Source organism: Streptococcus rubneri, assembly GCF_004785935.1.
In the GTDB taxonomy this organism is placed as follows: Bacteria; Bacillota; Bacilli; order Lactobacillales; family Streptococcaceae; genus Streptococcus; species Streptococcus rubneri.
Genome location: NZ_SRRP01000002.1, coordinates 84,970 through 102,459 on the forward strand (window position 1 = coordinate 84,970; position 17,490 = coordinate 102,459).

The window sequence follows — 17,490 nt, forward strand, 5'->3', positions numbered from 1 at the left end:
TGATACATATGGTTTGTGGTATACTGGGATTATAGAGAAACGATGCTAAAAACCAAATCGGAGGATAACATGTTAGAAAACTTTATCAAAGAGGCAGATATGCCCCAAGAAGTCATTGAAAAGTATAAGGACCAAGTCCCTGCTGAGTTGGTTCAAATTTGGCAAGAAGATGGTTTGGGAACCTTTTTAGACGGTTATCTAAAAGTCATTAATCCAGATGACTATCTTGAGCTTCTCCAAGATAGTTATTTCAGAGGTGACATCGCTATTCCTATGTTCGTAACAGCTTTTGGTGATGTTATTACTTGGGAAGAGAACGCCTATGTATTGATTGTCCAATACAATATTCAAGATTGTAACATTATAATTAAGCGTCTGTCACATTTTTTGAATTTTTTGGATGATGAATATGTTTTAAGATATTTCGATATTCCACTCTACAAAAAAGCTGTTGCCAAACATGGGCAATTGGCCTACGATGAATGTTTCGGTTTTGTCCCGCTCTTGGCATTAGGAGGCTTTAAAGATGTGGATCACATGGATAAAGTAAAAGTCCTGGAACACATTTATCTCATGTACCAACTCACAGGCGGAGTGTTTGACGATTGATAGAAAAGAACCACCCTCGAGGTGGTTTTCTTATGGCTTTATAAAAGCTGGTACATATGATTTGTGGTATACTAGTCTTGTTGTGAATTTGAACTTTTGATCAATGGTAGTAGCTGTTGTTTTCTTTATGTGGATTAAGCTGATAATTAATTTTATTTCAACTTATAAATTGAACAAATATCGTTATATAAAAAAATAAAAGAGGTATTATGTCTATTTCGTTTACTTATTGTGGAGTTGCATGTGGAGTCCTTTCTATTGATAATAAATTTTATATAGGAATTGATCCTGATTTATCTCCCAAAGGAACTTTAGTTCAGTTTAAAGGATTTGTGTCCGAGAAACAAACTGATGTCAATAATGATAAGTCTCTTCTTAATAAAGTTGATGTATGGCTAATAACTCATGGTCATCATGATCATTTAGATGATGTAGGAAGAAATTATTTAAAGGGTAAAACTGTAATTTCTCCTAATAAGAAAATCTTAAATGGGTTATCTGGCTTAAATAACTTTGTTTTAAAATGGGGCGAAGAAAAGCAGTTTTCTGTCGGTGACTATCTTATTACTATCAAAGCCTTACCAGCCTATCATGCTAGTAATTTCATTATGCAAAAAATAGTTGGTAAAGTTAATGGTTATCAAATATCAATTGCAAGTTCATCAGAAACTAAAGTGATTTATTTTACGGGTGATACTATTTTCTATTCAAATTTAATAAAAAGTGTTCCCAAAAATATAGATGCCATTTTTGCTAATTTAGGTGCTGTAAAATCTGATTCATTTGGTGGACCATTTACAATGGATTTGAAAATGCTAAACCAAATGAATGATCTACTTCAACCTAAAAATATTTATCCAATTCATATTGAAGGCTATAGTCATTACAATACGACAAATAAAGAAGTCGAAGACGCAAACTATACGGTTTTATCTATTGGAGAAACTATTGATATCTAATTGATTAGATGAATAAACGTATAGTAGAAAAGTTTTTGAATAAAAATAATCCAAAGTAGGTCTTAAAATAGAGTTTACTCGTGCCAATACAGATAAAGATTGGGAAGCAGAGGCAGAATTTTTTTAGCTGTGTATTATGAAATTCGGATGAAGAAGAGAAAATTTGTATTCTATTCGTTACTAGTAGTTCTGTTATTATCTTTCAGTGACTTTCAGTACTATAGGCATCAACGGATACATAATATTTTTGATGAAATATACTATGAGGAAAGTGATGTCGGAAGGTATTTGTCCGACATCTTTTTATGAATAATCATCATTGTTACTTTTGTGCTTTTGATACGATATAATAAAAGCACGAAAGTAACAACCGGGAGGCTGAAATGATTCAAAAACAAATACAGGAAATGCTAGATCATCAGTCTATTATTAGAACATCGGATGTAGTTAAAAGTTGAAAGATGGATTGGTGCCGAAAGGTTATCAACTGCACCATGAATTGCCACTTGATGATAGTGGAACCAACGACTTTAGCATTTTGGTCTTGATAAAGAATGAACCTTACCATAAAGTTATTACCAATTATCAAAACAGTATTGCTAGAACAATGAAAATCGGGGACAGTAAGGAAGTTTTGTGGCCAATCATTGGAAAAAACATATATAATTAGTGAGGTAATTAAATGTGGCTTGAACTTTTAGAAAAAATAGAAAGAATTGAATCTGGTTATGGGAAAAAGTTAAATTCTCCAATTGATTTAGATAAAATTAAATCTCTCAGCAAAAATGAAATAAACGAAGTTAAAATATTTATAGAACAAGAATATTCACGATTTTTAACAAAAGTAAATGGTCTTGATTTTAATGGGAGTGTACTTTATGGTTTAAAAACAGATGATAATTGTTCTGCTGAGGTTTATGATTTCTTTGAGTATAATAAAATTTGGCATGAAGTTGAAGGAAATAAACGGTTTGTTTTTATCGGAGAGAACAATATTAGTTGGTTTGTATATGATCCTAGTAACGATGAATATTTAGAATTAGATATGCCATCTGCGGAGGTAGTAGAGAAATTTAATTCTTTGGATGATTTACTTGAAAGTTTTCTTTCAGATGCTATTGAATATGCCTCTTAAAAAGATAGGTAAAATATGATAAATAATTTTCCAACGGCAGATATGGAAACCTTTCAAAGAGAGCATAATGGCAAATAGTTATATCTAAAGAACAAACCACCTTCGAGGTGGTTTTCTTGTGGTTTGATCAAAGCTGGTGCATATGGTTTATGGTATACTAGAGGCAGAGTGAAACGTGAATAGAAAATAAATTGGAGGATAAAATGTTAGAAAACTTTATAAAAGTGGCAGATATGCCCCAAGAAGTGATTGAAAAATACAAGGATCAAGTTCCAGCTGAGTTGGTTCAAATTTGGCAGGAGGATGGTCTAGGAACCTTCTTAGATGGTTATCTCAAAGTCATCAATCCAGATGACTATCTGGAACTTCTCCAAGATAGTTATTTCAGAGGAGATATCGCTTTTCCTATGTTCGTAACAGCATTTGGAGATATTGTTACTTGGGAAAAGAATGCCTATGTGGGAATTGTCCAATACAATATTCAAGATTTGGATATTATTTGTAAGGGGATGGATTTATTCGTTCAATATTTAGATAACGAATATATTACAAAAAAATTTGAACTTGATTTATATAGACAAGCTGTGTCAAAACATGGTGCTCTGTCTTATAACCAGTGTTTCGGTTTTGTTCCTTTACTAGCCTTGGGAGGCTTTAAAGATGTGGATCATATGGATAAAGTAAAAGTCCTGGAACATATTTATCTCATGTACCAGCTTACAGGCGGAGTGTTTGACGATTGATAGTAAATACAACCACCCTCGCGGTGGTTTTTTCGATGAAAACGAGTGTTAGATAAATAGCGAGTCTTTGGATGAGGCTCGCTAATTTGGTGAATATAAATTATTTGATACAAATTTTGGTACAAAAAACAAAATGACAAACAAAAAAGCCTGATATATCAGGCTTCCTGTTGTATTATTAGATGCCCCCTGCATGAATTTGTAAGAACTTTTCATATTGAAAATAAACAAAAATGTTGAAATATAGCTGATTTTAGGGAAATACTTTTAGGTGTTTTCAATGTCAGGATTTAAAAATGGGGCAAAAGTGGGGCAAAAACGAATGACTCGTATTTGGTTTGAAAACCTATAATACCTAATGATTATGCTATTCTAGATATATAGTTTTGTTATAAATAAATGTCAGTGCGAGATCAAATTGGAGGATAAAATGGAAAAACAAATTAATGAAAAAAAAAGCCTTGGTTCCCAAAGCTTTTTAATCTTATAAACTCATTAAAACAACTCCCAGTAAGGTGTGGAATGTTTTTTAGTCTGTGTCATATAAAAATAAATAGAATGAATAGCTATAGCTAGAGCTAAAATGGTTGTAATACTTACTACTATTATAGGATTAGAAGCAAAGATTAAAGAGAGAATCAAGGCAGCCAGATAGAGTGTAGCTTGGACACAGTAGTAACTTTTCGAATAGCGAAGATAGTGTTTGTTATAGGGCCCATTTGCTAGGACAGCAGCTTGGAAGAGGCCAATTCCGATATAAAAGAAGCTGGTTGCAAAGAGACGATTAGCTTCAGGATTCAGAAGAAAACTCATCGATACAGTCATCATCATAAGCCCAATGAAAATAGGATAGTGACTGTAAATTAGAAATAGCCCCTTTTGATTAGATTTTTCATCAATAGCATGGTCGAATTGACCAAAATAAAACAAGAACAGAGAAATCATAATAATGAAATAAAGAACCGAATAAATCGAGAAATTCTCGATTGTAAAGAAGTTAGCTAGCTCCATAATCATCTCTCCAAACGTAATAATGACAAGAAGGGAGATGCGCTCGATTAAATGGGGGAGAACTATCTGGAAATGATCATCTTTACTAATCGAGGTAATTGGCGTAATAAATGTTAGCAGAATACTAGCATAAAGGATATAGACTCCAATGTAAATAGGAAGAAGAGCTGCTAGATAGATTTCTAAACTTCGTAGACCTGTTATCCATAGAAAACCTTTGATACTTTCCCTATGAACATTATCGGTTGATTTTTTAAAAAACTCAACCAAATATTGAAAAAATAAGGTAAGGGTTAATGTACCAATAGCCCAACAGACATAATGAAAATATTGTTGCCAATCATCTTTAATCAAATTGGATATAAAGAGTAAAAGTCCCATTTTGATAAACATGATTACCATGTTAAATAAAGAGTTCTTTCCATAGCGATTGGTATAAACGGTTTGAATCATCCATGAATCAGTGAGAAGCAAGACAGACATGAAAAAATCAAGCAAAGAATTCCAAGTCAAAATACCGTTATGAAGATGGTGAATTAAAGCAGTTACTTTTGAAATCGCAAAAACAAAAACTAGGTCATAAAAAAGTTCTGAAAATTCTACACGTTTATGTTTAATAAGAGTTGTCATCTTAAGTCCTTTCTATTCTAGAAGTACAATTTATTATAACAGAAAATGGTAATGAGAGAAAAGGAGATGCTTAAATAACTTCATGTGACGCGAATTGTCAAAACCTTGGAGCACATTTACCTCATGTACCAACTCACAGGCAGAGTGTTTGATGATTGATAATGAAGAATAAGATTTTACAATAGAAAAGCGAGGATATCCTCGCTTTTTTTATTTAATCTAATAGCTCCTTATTTTCAATTAAGAGCTCTAGTGGAGATTTATCTCTTGCTTCAATAAAACCAGGTTCATATTGGGTATGAAGTGTTCTTTTCTGAGAAGTTGGATCAATATACAACTCTTTTCCATCTTCTGTGTATAGTTGGTTGCCTCTTGTTAGGTAAAGTAAATCCTCTAAGTACTGTCCATCAGTATGTAGGAAATGCTCGATGTATTTGACAGCTTTTAAGATTTCACTTACTTTATCAGAGTATTCATTAGATTCAAGAACACTCTTTTCTAACTCAATCTCTTTACTCGTTCCAAAGAGTTGGGTTGGAGTTGCATTAAAATATTCTGCTATCTTATCCAAATTTGCAAAGGTAGGATAGCTTTTTTGTTTTTCGTAATCAGAGATGGACTGTTTACCGATTCCTAATTACCTCAGTCTCTTCAGTCTGTTAATTTTTTTTCGAAAATTTCTCTTTAATACTAGCTTTCAATTTATCAAATTTTTCACGACGAGCTTCTTTTTTATCCGCAATTAAGCGAGCTTTAGCTTGATGCTCTAAATCTTCTTGAATTTTGAGAGCTGACTCTATCTCTGCCGCAACAGTAGCGACATCCCATCTAGCAATGTCAACCTGATACTTTTCAAAAATAGCATTTAAAACAGATTCATCATTTTCTTGTACAAGTGCAATAATAGCTACTTCGCCATTAGTCAACTTTTTACTAACGGTTGTAATTAATGCCGAATTGATCAATTCTTTGTCTGAACCAACGGAGGCGCCAATTGCTCCACCAGTAGCAAAACCAAAGAGAACACCTAGTGGTCCACCTAAAATTCCGATTAAACTACCAATTAATCCGCCTTCGAAATAATCATCTCCTAGGGAATTCATCAAATCAAAGCTATCTTTGACGTTAACAACACCATTTTCAGCTTTTACAATTGAAGCCTGAGCTAATTTTGTATTTTCAGTTTGAACAAACTGTTTTAATTCTGAAAAGCCTAAAAGGACTATACTGTAAGTGACAAAACAAAACAGGAGGATAGTCCAAATGAGCCACTTACATTAGTCCTGTGAAATACAGAACTAAATCCTTCACTTAAATTACTTGTCTAACTTTTTGGGGTCAGTACAAACAGTGCTTTTTTTGTTGAAATCGCAAAGAATCTAAGCTTTCTTTTTGCAGATAACATTCGCTCTTTTATTTTCGGTATGATTGAGTCGATGCCCCGTTCTCGACCGGTTATTATTGCAACTTATCGAATGCTAGAGCACTATGCCATCACTTTTTGGAAGAATACTTGGAGCAATTCTACGCAGAATGGAATGCGAAAAAGTGATAATTAAAGAGACAAAAAAGCTGAGAATATGATTTCCCAGCTTTTTTGAATGCGATAGAAATAGCAACTAGACTATTTACGAAAGACCTCAATAATGTAGGTGAAGCCAGTAACTAAAAATGCAAAGGCAATGACATAAACGACAAAGACACCTGTAGCCACTGGATTGAACAGAATCACTAGACCTAGTAAAAATTCAAGCAAGGCTACCCACGTGATATTGCTACCAATAATAGGGAAAATCAATCCTAGACGATTGCCTTTAAAGAAAGCAATAATGGCTTCTACAATTAACCAAATTCCTACAATGGTCGGAATGACGACCGGCAGGGTCAAAAAGCCATAAGCAACGAGGTAAAGAGCTAAGAGAAGACTAACAAATCCTTGGAAAAGATAAACAGGTGAGCGAAGCTCTTTTGGTGCAGAGAAATAGCCTAAAATAGCTGCTATAGAAGAAACCAGTAAATCAAATGCAATCCACCAGCTGTAAGCAACAAGATTAGCTACTGGGTTTGTAAATAGGAAAAGTCCTAAAAGGACAAAAACAACTCCTGCAAGGAATAGCAGTAAACGATTAGAAAATTTCATTTCAATACCCCCTATATAGTATAGTTTGCTAATAAAACTATTGTACTTATTTTTATAGAAAATGTCAATAAAATAAATAAACAATTTGGAAGTTTCAGTCTGACTTACAAAAAGAAAAGGAGTTTTCACTCCTTTTCACAGATTGAAGACAAAGTCCTTATAAAAGTGTCTTCTAAAGATTTTAACTTCAATCTGAAGCGAGGTTATCCTCGCTTTTTCTATTTATCAAACAATTCCTTATTTTCAATTAAGAGTTCTAGTGGAGATTTATCCCTTGCTACAATAAAACCAGGTTCATATTGGTTATGAAGTGTTCTTTTCTGAGAAGTTGGATCAATATACAACTCATCTCCATCTTCTGTGTATAGTTGGTTGCCTCTTGTTAAGTAAAGTAAATCCTCTAAGTACTGTCCATCAGTTTCTAGAAAATCTTCGATGTATTTGACAGCTTTTAAAATCTCACTTACTTTATCAGAGTATTCATTAGATTCAAGAACGCTCTTTTCTAACTCAATCTCTTTACTAGTTCCAAATAGTTGGGTTGGAGTTGCATTAAAATATTCTGCTATCTTATCCAAATTTGCAAAGGTAGGATAGCTTTTTTGTTTTTCGTAATCAGAGATGGACTGTTTACCAATTCCTAAATCTTCAGCTAGTTGAGTTTGACTTACTCCTTTTTCTATGCGTAGGCGTGCCAAATTGGGTCCAAAATTTTGAATAATAAAGGTCATGGAAAACTCCTATTCTTTTATTTTTAACTTATTTTATCACCTATAAACTTACAAATCAAGTTTTTAGTTGACTATTTAAAATATTTTTTATAAAATATATTTATAACTTATAAATAAGTTATAAATAATACAAAAAAATAGCTCGTAAGTTTAGGATTGGTGAGTGGGGAAGAAGTTGAGGACAAGACGATGACTTATGACTATTCGAAGCCTTAGAGCTAGAAATTGTGTGGACAAGGACAAGGGCGAGCCTGACGGGAAGTCAGGCGAAGTCCCGAAGACTGCCGTCCAGACAATTTCTAGCCAAGCAAAAGCTGGCTATTCTAACAGCCAGCAAAAAGGGACACTTAGGGCAACGCCCAAAGAACGACGGAACGAGCAATCGTTGATTTGACGGTGTTTCTGAAACCTAAAAAATCTAAAAGAAGGGGGGACAATTTTGTTGGTTTCTATACAAGATTTAAGAAGTATTCAAGAACGATGTGATGTAGGAGAATTAGTACAGCGGTTAGATGTCAGTATTGATAGATTAACGGTTATCTGGGATACAGACATTGGTTCCCTAAGACAAATTTTTAAAAATCTGAAACAGGCAATAAGTACAAGAGTTGATTCATTTGAAATACATGATAACGTACGAGATGATGTATTTACTTTAGCTAAAGATTTTAATGAGTATGATTCAATCAATATTATATTTTTTCAATTATCCACTTATGGAAATGAACAATTGATTCGAATTGATTTCAATCCTAATACTTTAAAAGAATTTGATGGAATGAAAGTATGGAGGCAATTAATGTACTTTGCTAGATTGAATTCATTGACAGTACGTTTGTCTCGTTTTGATTTGGCATTTGACATTTTCAACAGGCCTGAGATCGTTAATTTGCAACATATTAAAGGTGGTGTTACCCATAAGGTCTTCTATGGTCGAGGGGGTGAATTAGAGACGAAATATTGGGGTTCTAGCGGTAGTAATGTACAAGTTAGGTTATATGATAAGAATAAAGAAATCATTGCTCATAAGCGCGAAGAGAAGCTAGATTTGGCTGTAAATCCGTTTTGGTGGAGACTGGAGTTCCAACTTAGAACCAAAGCGATTGGTGAGGAGATGGTCCAAGATATTATGAATCGACTTGATAATTTCGGATTTTATAAGCTAGAACATATTCGAGTGGAGCAAAGAGCATTTACAATTATCTTTCTCAACAATCCTGAACTGTTATCATTGGCTTTTCCAAATTTAAAATCAGACAGCATCAAAAAGAAAAAAACAAGAGTCCGCAAACTATTGAGAGAAGAAACAAACCAATTTGCGGAAGAATTAAAAGAAGTATTAATACAGAATCTCCCTAAATTAAATACAGAATTACAATTACTTGTAGGTGAGTTTCTGAATTTAGAAAATCAATAAGGAGGATAACTATGGATAATAATTTAATTAGTAACAAAGAATTAATTGAAATGGGCTATCGCCCTCATACAGCGAATGATATCATTCATCAGGCAAGAGAATTACTTGTATCACGAGGCTATACATTTTATAATCGCAAACGTTTGATGGTTGTTCCAAAAAGTGTTGTAAATGAGATTCTAGGAACAGAGGTGGCGTAATATGGCAAGTGTTCGTTACCGAAAGCGAGGAGATAGTAATTTATGGACCTATGAAATTCGTAACGAAGGGAAAACTGTTGTTCATAATAGCGGTTTTAAAACAAAAAAACTTGCAGAGTCAGAAGCTGAACCGATTCTGCAAGAACTTCGTTTAGGAAAAAGAATTTCTAGAGATATTTCTCTTGTCGATCTATATCAAGAATGGCTTGAACTAAAAATTATACCGAGTAGTAGGTCGGAAGAGACAAAGAAAAAATATCTTCTCCGTAAAAACACAATTGAAAGATTATTTGGAAATAAAAAAGTCACTCAAATTCGTGCGAGTGAATACCAAAGAATTATGAATAAGTATGGACAAACAGTTGGTAGAAATTTTCTTGGTAGATTGAATACTGGGATTCATCAGAGCATCCAAATGGCAATTGCCGACAAAGTTCTAATAGATGATTTTACACAACATGTCGAGTTATTTTCATCCAAAGAACAACAGATGACAGAAGAGAAATATTTACATACAGAAAAGGACTATCTGGATTTACTTTTAGCAGTAAAGAGAAAATTTGATTACCAACGTTCAATTGTTCCTTATATTGTCTATTTTCTATTAAAAACAGGCATGAGGTTTGGAGAGTTAATAGCGTTAACTTGGAATGAAGTTGACTTTGACAGAGGACTGCTAAAAACATATAGGAGGTTTAATACCCTTTCTCATAAATTTGTCCCTCCAAAAAATAAAACGTCTATTCGGATGGTACCGATAGACGAAGAATGTATTAAGATATTACAAGTCCTAAAAATTGAACAGGAGAAGGCTAATAAAGAGCTAGGAATCAAGAATAGGTATAAAATGATTTTTCAGCATTATGGATATATTCACTTGGTACCAGATATTGCAAGTGTCAATAAAGCTTTGAGTGTTCTTTTAAATGAATTAGATATTTATCCAATTATCACGACAAAAGGAGCACGTCATACCTATGGAAGCTACCTCTGGCACAAAGGATTTGACCTTGGAGTTATTGCAAAAATTCTAGGGCATAGAGATATTTCAATGTTAGTAGAAGTATATGGACACACTTTAGAAGAGAAAATTTTTGAAGAATTTAATCAAATTAGAGATGTTTGGAAAGATTGCTCATAAAAAAATGTGGGGCAAATGATGGGGCAAATCAGTTATAGACAAGCAAAAAAGCCTTATAAATCAAGGCTTTTTCCTGTTGATTTAGATGCCCCCTGCAGGGCTCGAACCTGCGACCCATAGATTAAGAGTCTACTGCTCTACCAACTGAGCTAAGGAGGCAAAAAAAGCTGTATTGGTGCCGAAACTTCACGGTTTGTATTGAACCCGCGCAATTAAGCAGGTGGGCAACTTGCTCTAACTGAAGCTGCTTCCGCGTGATACGGCCTGCATGCTGTTAGAAGTCCTTTGTTTCCCTAATAATACAAAAAATAGTCGGTCAACACTTAAGTGTGAAGTCGTACACCACAGCGTTTCTATATGTATATGATACCATATTTCAAAAAAATTTCAAGGGAAAATCTCAATTTTTTGGAACCGATGTCACCTTTTCTTGAGTTGATCAATCTTCTCTTTTGTCGTCCCTAGGGCTCGCTCGTATTTGCCATTCTCATTAGGAGTGAAATAGGAGGTACCCTTCAGCTTGTCTGGTAGGTAGTCCTGTTGGACCCAATTACCAGGATAATTGTGGGGGTATTTGTAGTCTTGGGCATTCCCCAAGGTCTTGCTTCCAGCATAGTGGCCATCCCGTAAATGGCGGGGGATAGGAAGGTTGCCCGACTTACGGAGGTCAGACAAAGCCTTGTCCATGGCGACGTAGGCCGAGTTGGACTTAGGCGAAAGGGCCAGGTCGATGACGATGTTGGCGATGAGGATGCGGGCTTCGGGGAAGCCGATGCGCTCCGCTGCCTGAAGGGCTGTCACCGTATGGATCTGCGCATCTGGATTAGCCAGACCGATATCTTCGTAGGCAATGACTGTCAAGCGACGAGCTAAGCTGGGCAGATCTCCAGCTTCGATCAAACGAGCGGCATAGTGGAGACTAGCATCGACATCGGATCCGCGGATGGATTTTTGAAGAGCAGAGAGGACGTCGTAGTGGCCGTCTCCATCTTTGTCCATGGTGATGTAGCTGCGCTGGAGGCTGTTTTCCATGATCTCGAGACTGATGTGACGAACGCCATCCTCCCCTTCCTTGGTAGAGAGGACGGCTAAATCGAGAGAGTTATAGGCAGAACGCAGGTCCCCATTGGTCGAAGTGGCGATGAAATCCAAGGCCTCCTCGTCGAGGGTAACAGGAAAGTCAAAGCCCCGCTCAGAGTCCCCCAGCGCCAACTGGATAGCCTCTTTGACCTGCTCATTGGTCAAGGGTTCCAACTCAAAAATCTGTACCCGACTGCGAATGGCAGGCGTCACGGAGAAGAAAGGATTTTCGGTCGTAGCGCCGATCATGATGACCAGACCGCTTTCGAGCAAAGGCAGGAGAAAATCTTGCTTGGTTTTATCGAGGCGATGGATCTCATCCAAAAGCAGGACCAAGCCACCTGAAAACTTAGCTTCCTCTGCGATCTCTTGCAGGCGTTTTTTGCTGTCGACGGTTGCATTGAAGGTCCGAAAGGCATACTTGGTTGTGCCCGCGATGGCAGAAGCAATACTGGTCTTGCCAATCCCTGGTGGGCCAAAGAGAATCATGGACGAGAGACGATTGGCCTCCACCATGCGGCGGATGATTTTCCCTGGACCGACCAGGTGCTCTTGGCCGATGACCTGGTCGATGGTTTTTGGGCGCATGCGCAGGGCGAGATTGTCCGGCATGAGGGTCTCCTTTCTAGCTTTGTCTCCTTTAAAAGAGGCAGTTTTTATGGTAAGATTGTAGTAACTATTGTATCATATTCCGCTCTAAGAGTGGGAAATTAGAAAGAGGACACGATGTCTAAATATGGATTTTTGGATGTTTTAGAAGAGGAAATGGAAAAGGTCTTTCCCTTTGACTTTGAGATCAATTGGGATAAGAAGAATCATGCAGTAGAAGTGGCTTTTCTCTTAGAAGTACAAAACACAGGAGGGGTTGCTTTGGTCGATGAGTCGGGCGAAGAGTCTGACGAGGATATCTTCTTTGAAGAAGCTGTTATCTTCTACAATCCAGCCAAGTCTCATATGGAGGAAGATGCCTATTTAACAGCGATTCCTTATGAACCGAAAAAAGGCTTGTCTCGGGAGTTTCTAGCTTATTTTGCGACCTTCCTAAAGGATACAGCCGAGCTGGCCTTGGATGACCTCATGGATTTCTTAGCAGACGAAGAAGCAGAGAGCTTTGAGATCGTCTGGAACCAAGAAGTTTTTGAAGAAGGCAAAGTTGGTCTAGAAGAAAGCACCTTTTACCCTTATCCGAGATATTAGAAACGAGTGGGAGAGTTGATGAAAAAACTTGGGACCTACCTGGTTTACAGCCTGTCCTTTCTTCTCTTGATAGGGGCTTTTGCCTTGGGGACGATCGCCTTTACGGAGTTAGGTTTTCAACTAGTTTTTGTACCGGGGTATCTCTTCACTTTTTCTAGCATGTATCTCATTTTCATTCTCCATGAACTGGGGCATGCTTTTTGTGGCTATCTGACGGGCTATCGGCTCGTCGCTTTAGGCTTGGGAAGTTTTCTCCTGACTAAAAAAGCAGGGAAGTTTCGTCTTAGCCGCACGGCCGTTCTGAAAAATGTCGGTGCCCAGTATATTGGACTAAAAGAGGATGAAAGTGACCAACGAATGATCTTGATGCTTTCCGGTGGGATATTGGTTCATTTGACTTTACTTATCGTATCCATCCTTTTTGGAGTTCTGACACAGAGTTGGTATTTTGCAGGCACTTGGATTTGTCTCAATATCTCCTTCATTTTGGCCAATGCTCTCCCCTTTGGGATTACAGATGGAGCTAAAATTTTAGAATTGATGCGCCATCCTGAAAATGTACCCTATGCTTATCTAGGATTGCGCCATTCTGCTCAGACCCTGTTAGCACCAGAAGATTACGATCTAAAAGATTTTGTTAGACCTGTTCCTGAGGAGGCGCAAGGAGGCTTTGTGGAGGGTGTCTTAGCCCTTCAAGGAGAAGTCTTGATTCTAGAGGGCAATCGCGAGGCGGCTAAAGAGCAGTTTCAGTCTTTACTGGAGAGGGCAGATAATCCGATGATTCAAACGGCCGTTCAGTTATCTCTGTTGCATATCGCCTTGTTGGAAGGAGATCATGAAAAAGCAGAGGAATACGCGACCATTCGACGAGTCAAGTCTTTTTTGTCGATGAAATTGACCAATATACAGGCGGTCCAAGCCTGGTATCAATTTACCGTCAAGAAGGATTTGGCCCAGACCCACAAGGCGATCAAGCTTGCTAGACAGAAGATGGATGTAAGTCGCATGTTGCGGGATGAGAAAGCCTATTACCAGCAGTGGTTAGATGAGTTAGAACAAGCAATACAGGAAGAAGAGACTCAGCTGAGCTGAGAAAAGGAAAGAGAGCTGTACGATGCTTCAGATATTTAAGCAGTTATTTAGTAAAAAATCCCAAAAATCTCAAGAGCGTGAGTCGATCCTTCCTCGAAATCGCTTTGCGGATCTAGATTTCGAGCGAATATTGAAGTTTGGAACTCGTCGCCTCGTTAATGAGGAGGGACGCTACGCAGAGGATGGTAAAATCACAGAACTTGAATTTCCTGAAGATTTTGCGGAATTTGAATTTCTAGTTGGTTTTAAGACGGAGGAAGAAGAGCAGTTTCAACAACTATTAGCTCGTTTAAATAGTATTGACAATGCCATTCAGTCTTGTTTGGAAAGTGAGATGCAACAACCCATCCCTCAGTTTGCCAAGGATTTGGGCTATACTCAGAAGAGGTGGGAGAAAACTTTTTACTTCCATCCTTGGGTATTAAGTTTTGAGGAAAATCCGCCTAATCTTCGCTATGTTGCAGATTATGTGAATGATGAATTTACCGTTTATTTTGCTAAAAAACATGGTAGATGGCAGGCATACTGGGATGCAGAGTGCCAAAAGGTGATTGAAGAAGGCTAGCTAGGTTATGATAAGAAAAGGTCATCATCATGGAATTATTGGATAAACACTTGGATTTTACGGGTTGTAAGATTGCTTTGATTTGTGATGGGCGAATTTTGACCATCTTACGCGATGATAAACCAACTCTTCCTTGGCCTAATCTGTGGGAGTTACCAGGAGGTGGCCGCGAAGGGGACGAGAGTCCTTTTGAGTGTGTAGCGCGTGAAGTTTATGAGGAATTGAGCATCCAACTATTGAAAGATGACATAGTTTGGTCTTGGATCTACCCCAGCATGTTAGATGAGAACAAAAACTCCGTCTTTTTAGTTGGGAAATTGACACAGGAACAGTTTAATAGTATTGTCTTTGGAGACGAGGGACAGGGCTATAAGTTAGTGAGACTTGAAGAGTTTTTGGCGTCAGATCGGGTCGTTCCCCAATTACAAGAACGAGTGCGCGATTATGTGGAGGAAAGTTTATGATAAGACTTGAGAAAGCAGGAGCAGAGGATTTAGAAACCATTATTGCCATTCAAAGAGCCAGTTTTAAGGCAGTCTATGACAAATACAAAGATGAATATGATCCCTATCTAGAAGATCGCGAGCGAATTAAATGGAAATTAGTTGAGCGACCCTATAGCTATTACTACTTTGTGAAAGAAAACGAAGAGAAGATTGGTTTTTTACGAATTCATACCAATGAAGAGTTAACGGAAGCTTGGTTGGGGACCGCAGCGATTCTGCCTCCGTATCAGGGAAAAGGGTATGGATCTGAAGGATTACGCTTGCTAGAAGAGGAATTTTCAACCGTTAGACAATGGGATTTGTGTACGGTGTTACAAGATGCAGGCATGGTCGCGTTCTACGAGAAGAATGGCTACCATCAAACCCATATCGAGCCTGAAAAAGAAGGTATGGATATGGTCTACATGAAAAAATTGATAGAGAAATAGAAAGGATGGTTCGGTTAAATTTCTAAACTGAACCCGCCCTAAACACGGTGCCAAAAAGATAAACTTCTCTTAGACACAAGTGTCTTCAGAGAGTTTCCTATTTTGGCTTTGTGTTTTACGGGCTTGGTATCTTAATAATGGAAACATGGCAAGAGTTAAAAGTTACAGTGAAGCGTGAGGGAGAGGAGTTGGTCTCCAATCTCTTGATTGAGTTAGGTGCCCAGGGTGTTGCGATTGAAGACAGTATGGACTATGTGGGCAACGTCGATCGCTTTGGTGAGATTTTCCCAGAGGTCGAGCAACAAGAAGAAATTGTGGTGACAGCCTACTATCCGGAAACGGTTGATGTAGCAACGGTTGAAGCGGACTTACAGGCTCGTCTGACAGAATTGACAGACTTTATGGATCTGGGAGAGGTCAAGATGGGGACGTCTGCCTTGGCTGAGGAAGACTGGGCCGACAACTGGAAGAAATACTATGAACCAGCTCGCATTACTCATGACTTGACCATTGTGCCATCATGGACGGACTATGAAGCAACAGCGGGAGAAAAGATTATCAAGCTGGACCCTGGCATGGCCTTTGGAACAGGAACCCACCCGACGACCAAGATGAGTCTCTTTGCCTTGGAGCAGGTTCTTCGTGGTGGCGAAACAGTACTAGATGTGGGGACAGGTTCAGGGGTTCTTTCCATTGCTAGCTCGCTTCTAGGTGCTAAGGAAATCTTCGCCTATGACCTGGATGATGTAGCGGTTCGGGTCGCTCAGGAAAATATTGAGCTCAATCCTGGCATGGAAAATATCCATGTGGCGCCAGGCGATTTGCTTAAAGGCGTGGAGATTGAGGCAGACGTCATCGTGGCCAACATCTTGGCGGATATCCTCATTCATCTGACAGAGGATGCTTACCGCTTGGTCAAGGATGAAGGTTACCTGATCATGAGTGGCATTATCAAGGACAAGTGGAACATGGTGCGTGAGTCAGCAGAAGCAGCTGGATTTTTCCTTGAAACCCACATGATCCAAGGGGAGTGGAATGCTTGTGTCTTCAAGAAGACCAAGGATATTTCTGGTGTGATTGGAGGCTAGCATGCAGCAGTATTTTGTCAAGGGGAGTGCAATCTCTCCTGTCACCATCGAGGACAAGGAAACCAGCAAGCACATGTTTCAGGTCATGCGTTTGAAAGAAGAGGACGAGGTTACCTTAGTTTTTGATGATGGGATCAAGCGTTTGGCGCGCGTGGTCAATGTGGAGGCTCGTCAGTTGGAGCTAATCAAAGAATTAGCTGATAATGTGGAACTGCCGGTCCAAGTGACCATCGCATCCGGCTTTCCTAAGGGAGACAAGCTGGAGTTTATCACTCAAAAAGTAACCGAACTGGGTGCCAGTCAGATTTTGGCCTTCCCTGCAGACTGGTCCGTTGCCAAGTGGGATGGCAAGAAACTGGGTAAAAAGGTCGAAAAACTAGAAAAAATTGCCCTTGGAGCAGCAGAACAAAGCAAGCGGAATCATGTCCCGAGCATTACCCTCTTTGAAAAAAAAGCAGACTTTCTAGCTCAGTTCGACCAGTTTGACCGCATCGTGGTGGCCTATGAAGAGTCAGCCAAAGAAGGCGAAAGCGCTGCTCTTGTACAAGCTGTAAGTGGTCTTGAAAAAGGGAGCAAGGTTCTCTTTATCTTTGGTCCAGAAGGAGGTCTCTCACCTGCTGAAATTGAAAGTTTTGAAGCTAAAGGAGCAGTCCTTGCAGGCCTTGGCCCTCGGATTCTCCGTGCAGAAACCGCCCCACTCTATGCACTTAGCACAGTGAGTGTTGTTACAGAATTAATGAAAAACGCGTGAAGGTAGATCTTCACGCGTTTCTTTTATATCTTATTTTATTCAGAATTTATTCGTTTTCTTATTTTTT

General features: G+C 38.2%; 22 protein-coding genes, 1 tRNA gene and 1 other RNA gene. 16 read left to right on the forward strand and 8 right to left on the reverse strand.

Features of this window, described 5'->3' with window-relative positions; translation table 11 throughout:
* Window positions 1-69: 69 nt before the first annotated feature.
* The 5 genes from E5S68_RS08580 (at window position 70) to E5S68_RS08600 (ending at window position 3,446) form a co-directional block, all read left to right on the forward strand.
* Window positions 70-609, forward strand: a complete 540-nt coding sequence (locus tag E5S68_RS08580) for a T6SS immunity protein Tdi1 domain-containing protein (protein ID WP_135783187.1) — start codon at window positions 70-72, stop codon at window positions 607-609.
* A gap of 209 nt (window positions 610-818) precedes the next feature.
* Window positions 819-1,568, forward strand: a complete 750-nt coding sequence (locus E5S68_RS08590) for an MBL fold metallo-hydrolase (RefSeq protein ID WP_135783188.1) — start codon at window positions 819-821, stop codon at window positions 1,566-1,568.
* Window positions 1,569-1,715: 147 nt separating this feature from the next.
* On the forward strand, window positions 1,716-1,877 hold the full coding sequence (locus E5S68_RS10580) for a TipC family immunity protein (RefSeq protein WP_234697707.1): 162 nt from the start codon (window positions 1,716-1,718) through the stop codon (window positions 1,875-1,877).
* 373 nt (window positions 1,878-2,250) lie between these two features.
* The gene (locus E5S68_RS08595) at window positions 2,251-2,703 is read left to right on the forward strand and encodes a YrhA family protein (RefSeq protein WP_135783189.1); all 453 of its coding nucleotides are present in this window, start codon (window positions 2,251-2,253) and stop codon (window positions 2,701-2,703) included.
* A gap of 203 nt (window positions 2,704-2,906) precedes the next feature.
* Entirely contained in the window at window positions 2,907-3,446 is a 540-nt protein-coding gene (locus tag E5S68_RS08600) for a T6SS immunity protein Tdi1 domain-containing protein (protein WP_135783190.1), read from the forward strand.
* A 495-nt stretch (window positions 3,447-3,941) separates the two neighbouring features.
* Here E5S68_RS08600 and E5S68_RS08610 read toward each other — a convergent pair whose 3' ends face one another.
* The 5 genes from E5S68_RS08610 to E5S68_RS08635 all read right to left on the reverse strand — a co-directional run bounded on the left by E5S68_RS08610 (window position 3,942) and on the right by E5S68_RS08635 (window position 7,958).
* Entirely contained in the window at window positions 3,942-5,087 is a 1,146-nt protein-coding gene (locus E5S68_RS08610; RefSeq protein WP_135783191.1) for a low temperature requirement protein A, read from the reverse strand.
* A 214-nt stretch (window positions 5,088-5,301) separates the two neighbouring features.
* On the reverse strand, window positions 5,302-5,718 hold the full coding sequence (locus E5S68_RS08615; RefSeq protein WP_071788307.1) for a helix-turn-helix domain-containing protein: 417 nt from the start codon (window positions 5,716-5,718) through the stop codon (window positions 5,302-5,304).
* A 28-nt stretch (window positions 5,719-5,746) separates the two neighbouring features.
* Window positions 5,747-6,190 carry a DUF1269 domain-containing protein gene (locus E5S68_RS08620; RefSeq protein WP_223361914.1) on the reverse strand — a complete coding sequence of 148 codons (444 nt, stop codon included), beginning with the start codon at window positions 6,188-6,190 and terminating at the stop codon, window positions 5,747-5,749.
* A 521-nt stretch (window positions 6,191-6,711) separates the two neighbouring features.
* A complete protein-coding gene (locus tag E5S68_RS08630) occupies window positions 6,712-7,227 on the reverse strand; it encodes a DUF308 domain-containing protein (RefSeq protein WP_021767032.1) in 516 nt (171 codons plus the stop codon).
* A gap of 218 nt (window positions 7,228-7,445) precedes the next feature.
* Window positions 7,446-7,958, reverse strand: coding sequence for a helix-turn-helix domain-containing protein (locus E5S68_RS08635; RefSeq protein WP_002919839.1), 513 nt, complete (start codon window positions 7,956-7,958; stop codon window positions 7,446-7,448).
* A gap of 196 nt (window positions 7,959-8,154) precedes the next feature.
* Here E5S68_RS08635 and E5S68_RS10585 point away from each other — a divergent pair, with 196 nt between their 5' ends.
* From E5S68_RS10585 to E5S68_RS08650, 4 genes are read left to right on the forward strand one after another with little or no spacing between them, the layout of a single operon-like run.
* Window positions 8,155-8,352, forward strand: coding sequence for a hypothetical protein (locus E5S68_RS10585; protein ID WP_167470857.1), 198 nt, complete (start codon window positions 8,155-8,157; stop codon window positions 8,350-8,352).
* A gap of 45 nt (window positions 8,353-8,397) precedes the next feature.
* The gene (locus tag E5S68_RS08640) at window positions 8,398-9,375 is read left to right on the forward strand and encodes a replication initiation factor domain-containing protein (protein WP_135783192.1); all 978 of its coding nucleotides are present in this window, start codon (window positions 8,398-8,400) and stop codon (window positions 9,373-9,375) included.
* Window positions 9,376-9,386: 11 nt separating this feature from the next.
* On the forward strand, window positions 9,387-9,575 hold the full coding sequence (locus E5S68_RS08645) for a DUF3173 domain-containing protein (RefSeq protein WP_000369785.1): 189 nt from the start codon (window positions 9,387-9,389) through the stop codon (window positions 9,573-9,575).
* A 1-nt stretch (window position 9,576) separates the two neighbouring features.
* The gene (locus E5S68_RS08650; protein ID WP_135783193.1) at window positions 9,577-10,716 is read left to right on the forward strand and encodes a site-specific integrase; all 1,140 of its coding nucleotides are present in this window, start codon (window positions 9,577-9,579) and stop codon (window positions 10,714-10,716) included.
* An 86-nt stretch (window positions 10,717-10,802) separates the two neighbouring features.
* Here the strand turns inward: E5S68_RS08650 and E5S68_RS08655 are convergent.
* The 3 genes from E5S68_RS08655 to E5S68_RS08660 all read right to left on the reverse strand — a co-directional run bounded on the left by E5S68_RS08655 (window position 10,803) and on the right by E5S68_RS08660 (window position 12,408).
* A tRNA-Lys gene (locus E5S68_RS08655) sits at window positions 10,803-10,875 on the reverse strand.
* A gap of 1 nt (window position 10,876) precedes the next feature.
* Window positions 10,877-11,070, reverse strand: a non-coding RNA gene (ssrS, locus tag E5S68_RS10915) — 6S RNA.
* A 66-nt stretch (window positions 11,071-11,136) separates the two neighbouring features.
* A complete protein-coding gene (locus E5S68_RS08660) occupies window positions 11,137-12,408 on the reverse strand; it encodes a replication-associated recombination protein A (RefSeq protein ID WP_135783194.1) in 1,272 nt (423 codons plus the stop codon).
* Between the two features lie 114 nt (window positions 12,409-12,522).
* Between E5S68_RS08660 and E5S68_RS08665 the strand changes: the two genes are divergently transcribed.
* The 7 genes from E5S68_RS08665 to E5S68_RS08695 all read left to right on the forward strand — a co-directional run bounded on the left by E5S68_RS08665 (window position 12,523) and on the right by E5S68_RS08695 (window position 17,423).
* A complete protein-coding gene (locus E5S68_RS08665) occupies window positions 12,523-12,993 on the forward strand; it encodes a DUF3013 family protein (RefSeq protein ID WP_006596958.1) in 471 nt (156 codons plus the stop codon).
* Between the two features lie 18 nt (window positions 12,994-13,011).
* Entirely contained in the window at window positions 13,012-14,085 is a 1,074-nt protein-coding gene (locus tag E5S68_RS08670; protein WP_135783195.1) for a site-2 protease family protein, read from the forward strand.
* Window positions 14,086-14,107: 22 nt separating this feature from the next.
* Complete coding sequence (locus E5S68_RS08675) at window positions 14,108-14,650, forward strand: hypothetical protein (RefSeq protein WP_135783196.1); 543 nt, start codon at window positions 14,108-14,110, stop codon at window positions 14,648-14,650.
* A 29-nt stretch (window positions 14,651-14,679) separates the two neighbouring features.
* Complete coding sequence (locus E5S68_RS08680; RefSeq protein WP_135783197.1) at window positions 14,680-15,114, forward strand: NUDIX hydrolase; 435 nt, start codon at window positions 14,680-14,682, stop codon at window positions 15,112-15,114.
* Window positions 15,111-15,584: a GNAT family N-acetyltransferase gene (locus E5S68_RS08685; protein ID WP_135783198.1), complete on the forward strand. Its 474-nt coding sequence runs from the start codon at window positions 15,111-15,113 to the stop codon at window positions 15,582-15,584. The genes E5S68_RS08680 and E5S68_RS08685 overlap by 4 nt, the downstream gene beginning before the upstream one ends.
* Before the next feature lie 137 nt (window positions 15,585-15,721).
* Window positions 15,722-16,672 carry a 50S ribosomal protein L11 methyltransferase gene (gene prmA / locus E5S68_RS08690; RefSeq protein ID WP_135783199.1) on the forward strand — a complete coding sequence of 317 codons (951 nt, stop codon included), beginning with the start codon at window positions 15,722-15,724 and terminating at the stop codon, window positions 16,670-16,672.
* A 1-nt stretch (window position 16,673) separates the two neighbouring features.
* A complete protein-coding gene (locus tag E5S68_RS08695) occupies window positions 16,674-17,423 on the forward strand; it encodes a 16S rRNA (uracil(1498)-N(3))-methyltransferase (RefSeq protein ID WP_135783200.1) in 750 nt (249 codons plus the stop codon).
* The last annotated feature ends 67 nt before the right edge of the window (window positions 17,424-17,490 follow it).

What these genes read in the sequence shown, in the direction of transcription:
- E5S68_RS10585 (WP_167470857.1), top strand. Translation starts at nt 8,155, where the DNA reads ATGACTATTCGAAGCCTTAGAGCTAGAAATTGTGTGGACAAGGACAAG.
- E5S68_RS08595 (WP_135783189.1), top strand. Translation starts at nt 2,251, where the DNA reads ATGTGGCTTGAACTTTTAGAAAAAATAGAAAGAATTGAATCTGGTTAT.
- E5S68_RS08590 (WP_135783188.1), top strand. Translation starts at nt 819, where the DNA reads ATGTCTATTTCGTTTACTTATTGTGGAGTTGCATGTGGAGTCCTTTCT.
- E5S68_RS08620 (WP_223361914.1), bottom strand. Translation starts at nt 6,190, where the DNA reads ATGAATTCCCTAGGAGATGATTATTTCGAAGGCGGATTAATTGGTAGT.
- E5S68_RS08580 (WP_135783187.1), top strand. Translation starts at nt 70, where the DNA reads ATGTTAGAAAACTTTATCAAAGAGGCAGATATGCCCCAAGAAGTCATT.
- E5S68_RS08635 (WP_002919839.1), bottom strand. Translation starts at nt 7,958, where the DNA reads ATGACCTTTATTATTCAAAATTTTGGACCCAATTTGGCACGCCTACGC.
- E5S68_RS08680 (WP_135783197.1), top strand. Translation starts at nt 14,680, where the DNA reads ATGGAATTATTGGATAAACACTTGGATTTTACGGGTTGTAAGATTGCT.
- E5S68_RS08645 (WP_000369785.1), top strand. Translation starts at nt 9,387, where the DNA reads ATGGATAATAATTTAATTAGTAACAAAGAATTAATTGAAATGGGCTAT.
- prmA (WP_135783199.1), top strand. Translation starts at nt 15,722, where the DNA reads ATGGAAACATGGCAAGAGTTAAAAGTTACAGTGAAGCGTGAGGGAGAG.
- E5S68_RS08670 (WP_135783195.1), top strand. Translation starts at nt 13,012, where the DNA reads ATGAAAAAACTTGGGACCTACCTGGTTTACAGCCTGTCCTTTCTTCTC.
- E5S68_RS08650 (WP_135783193.1), top strand. Translation starts at nt 9,577, where the DNA reads ATGGCAAGTGTTCGTTACCGAAAGCGAGGAGATAGTAATTTATGGACC.
- E5S68_RS08665 (WP_006596958.1), top strand. Translation starts at nt 12,523, where the DNA reads ATGTCTAAATATGGATTTTTGGATGTTTTAGAAGAGGAAATGGAAAAG.
- E5S68_RS08660 (WP_135783194.1), bottom strand. Translation starts at nt 12,408, where the DNA reads ATGCCGGACAATCTCGCCCTGCGCATGCGCCCAAAAACCATCGACCAG.
- E5S68_RS08685 (WP_135783198.1), top strand. Translation starts at nt 15,111, where the DNA reads ATGATAAGACTTGAGAAAGCAGGAGCAGAGGATTTAGAAACCATTATT.
- E5S68_RS08610 (WP_135783191.1), bottom strand. Translation starts at nt 5,087, where the DNA reads ATGACAACTCTTATTAAACATAAACGTGTAGAATTTTCAGAACTTTTT.
- E5S68_RS08695 (WP_135783200.1), top strand. Translation starts at nt 16,674, where the DNA reads ATGCAGCAGTATTTTGTCAAGGGGAGTGCAATCTCTCCTGTCACCATC.
- E5S68_RS08630 (WP_021767032.1), bottom strand. Translation starts at nt 7,227, where the DNA reads ATGAAATTTTCTAATCGTTTACTGCTATTCCTTGCAGGAGTTGTTTTT.
- E5S68_RS08600 (WP_135783190.1), top strand. Translation starts at nt 2,907, where the DNA reads ATGTTAGAAAACTTTATAAAAGTGGCAGATATGCCCCAAGAAGTGATT.
- E5S68_RS10580 (WP_234697707.1), top strand. Translation starts at nt 1,716, where the DNA reads ATGAAGAAGAGAAAATTTGTATTCTATTCGTTACTAGTAGTTCTGTTA.
- E5S68_RS08675 (WP_135783196.1), top strand. Translation starts at nt 14,108, where the DNA reads ATGCTTCAGATATTTAAGCAGTTATTTAGTAAAAAATCCCAAAAATCT.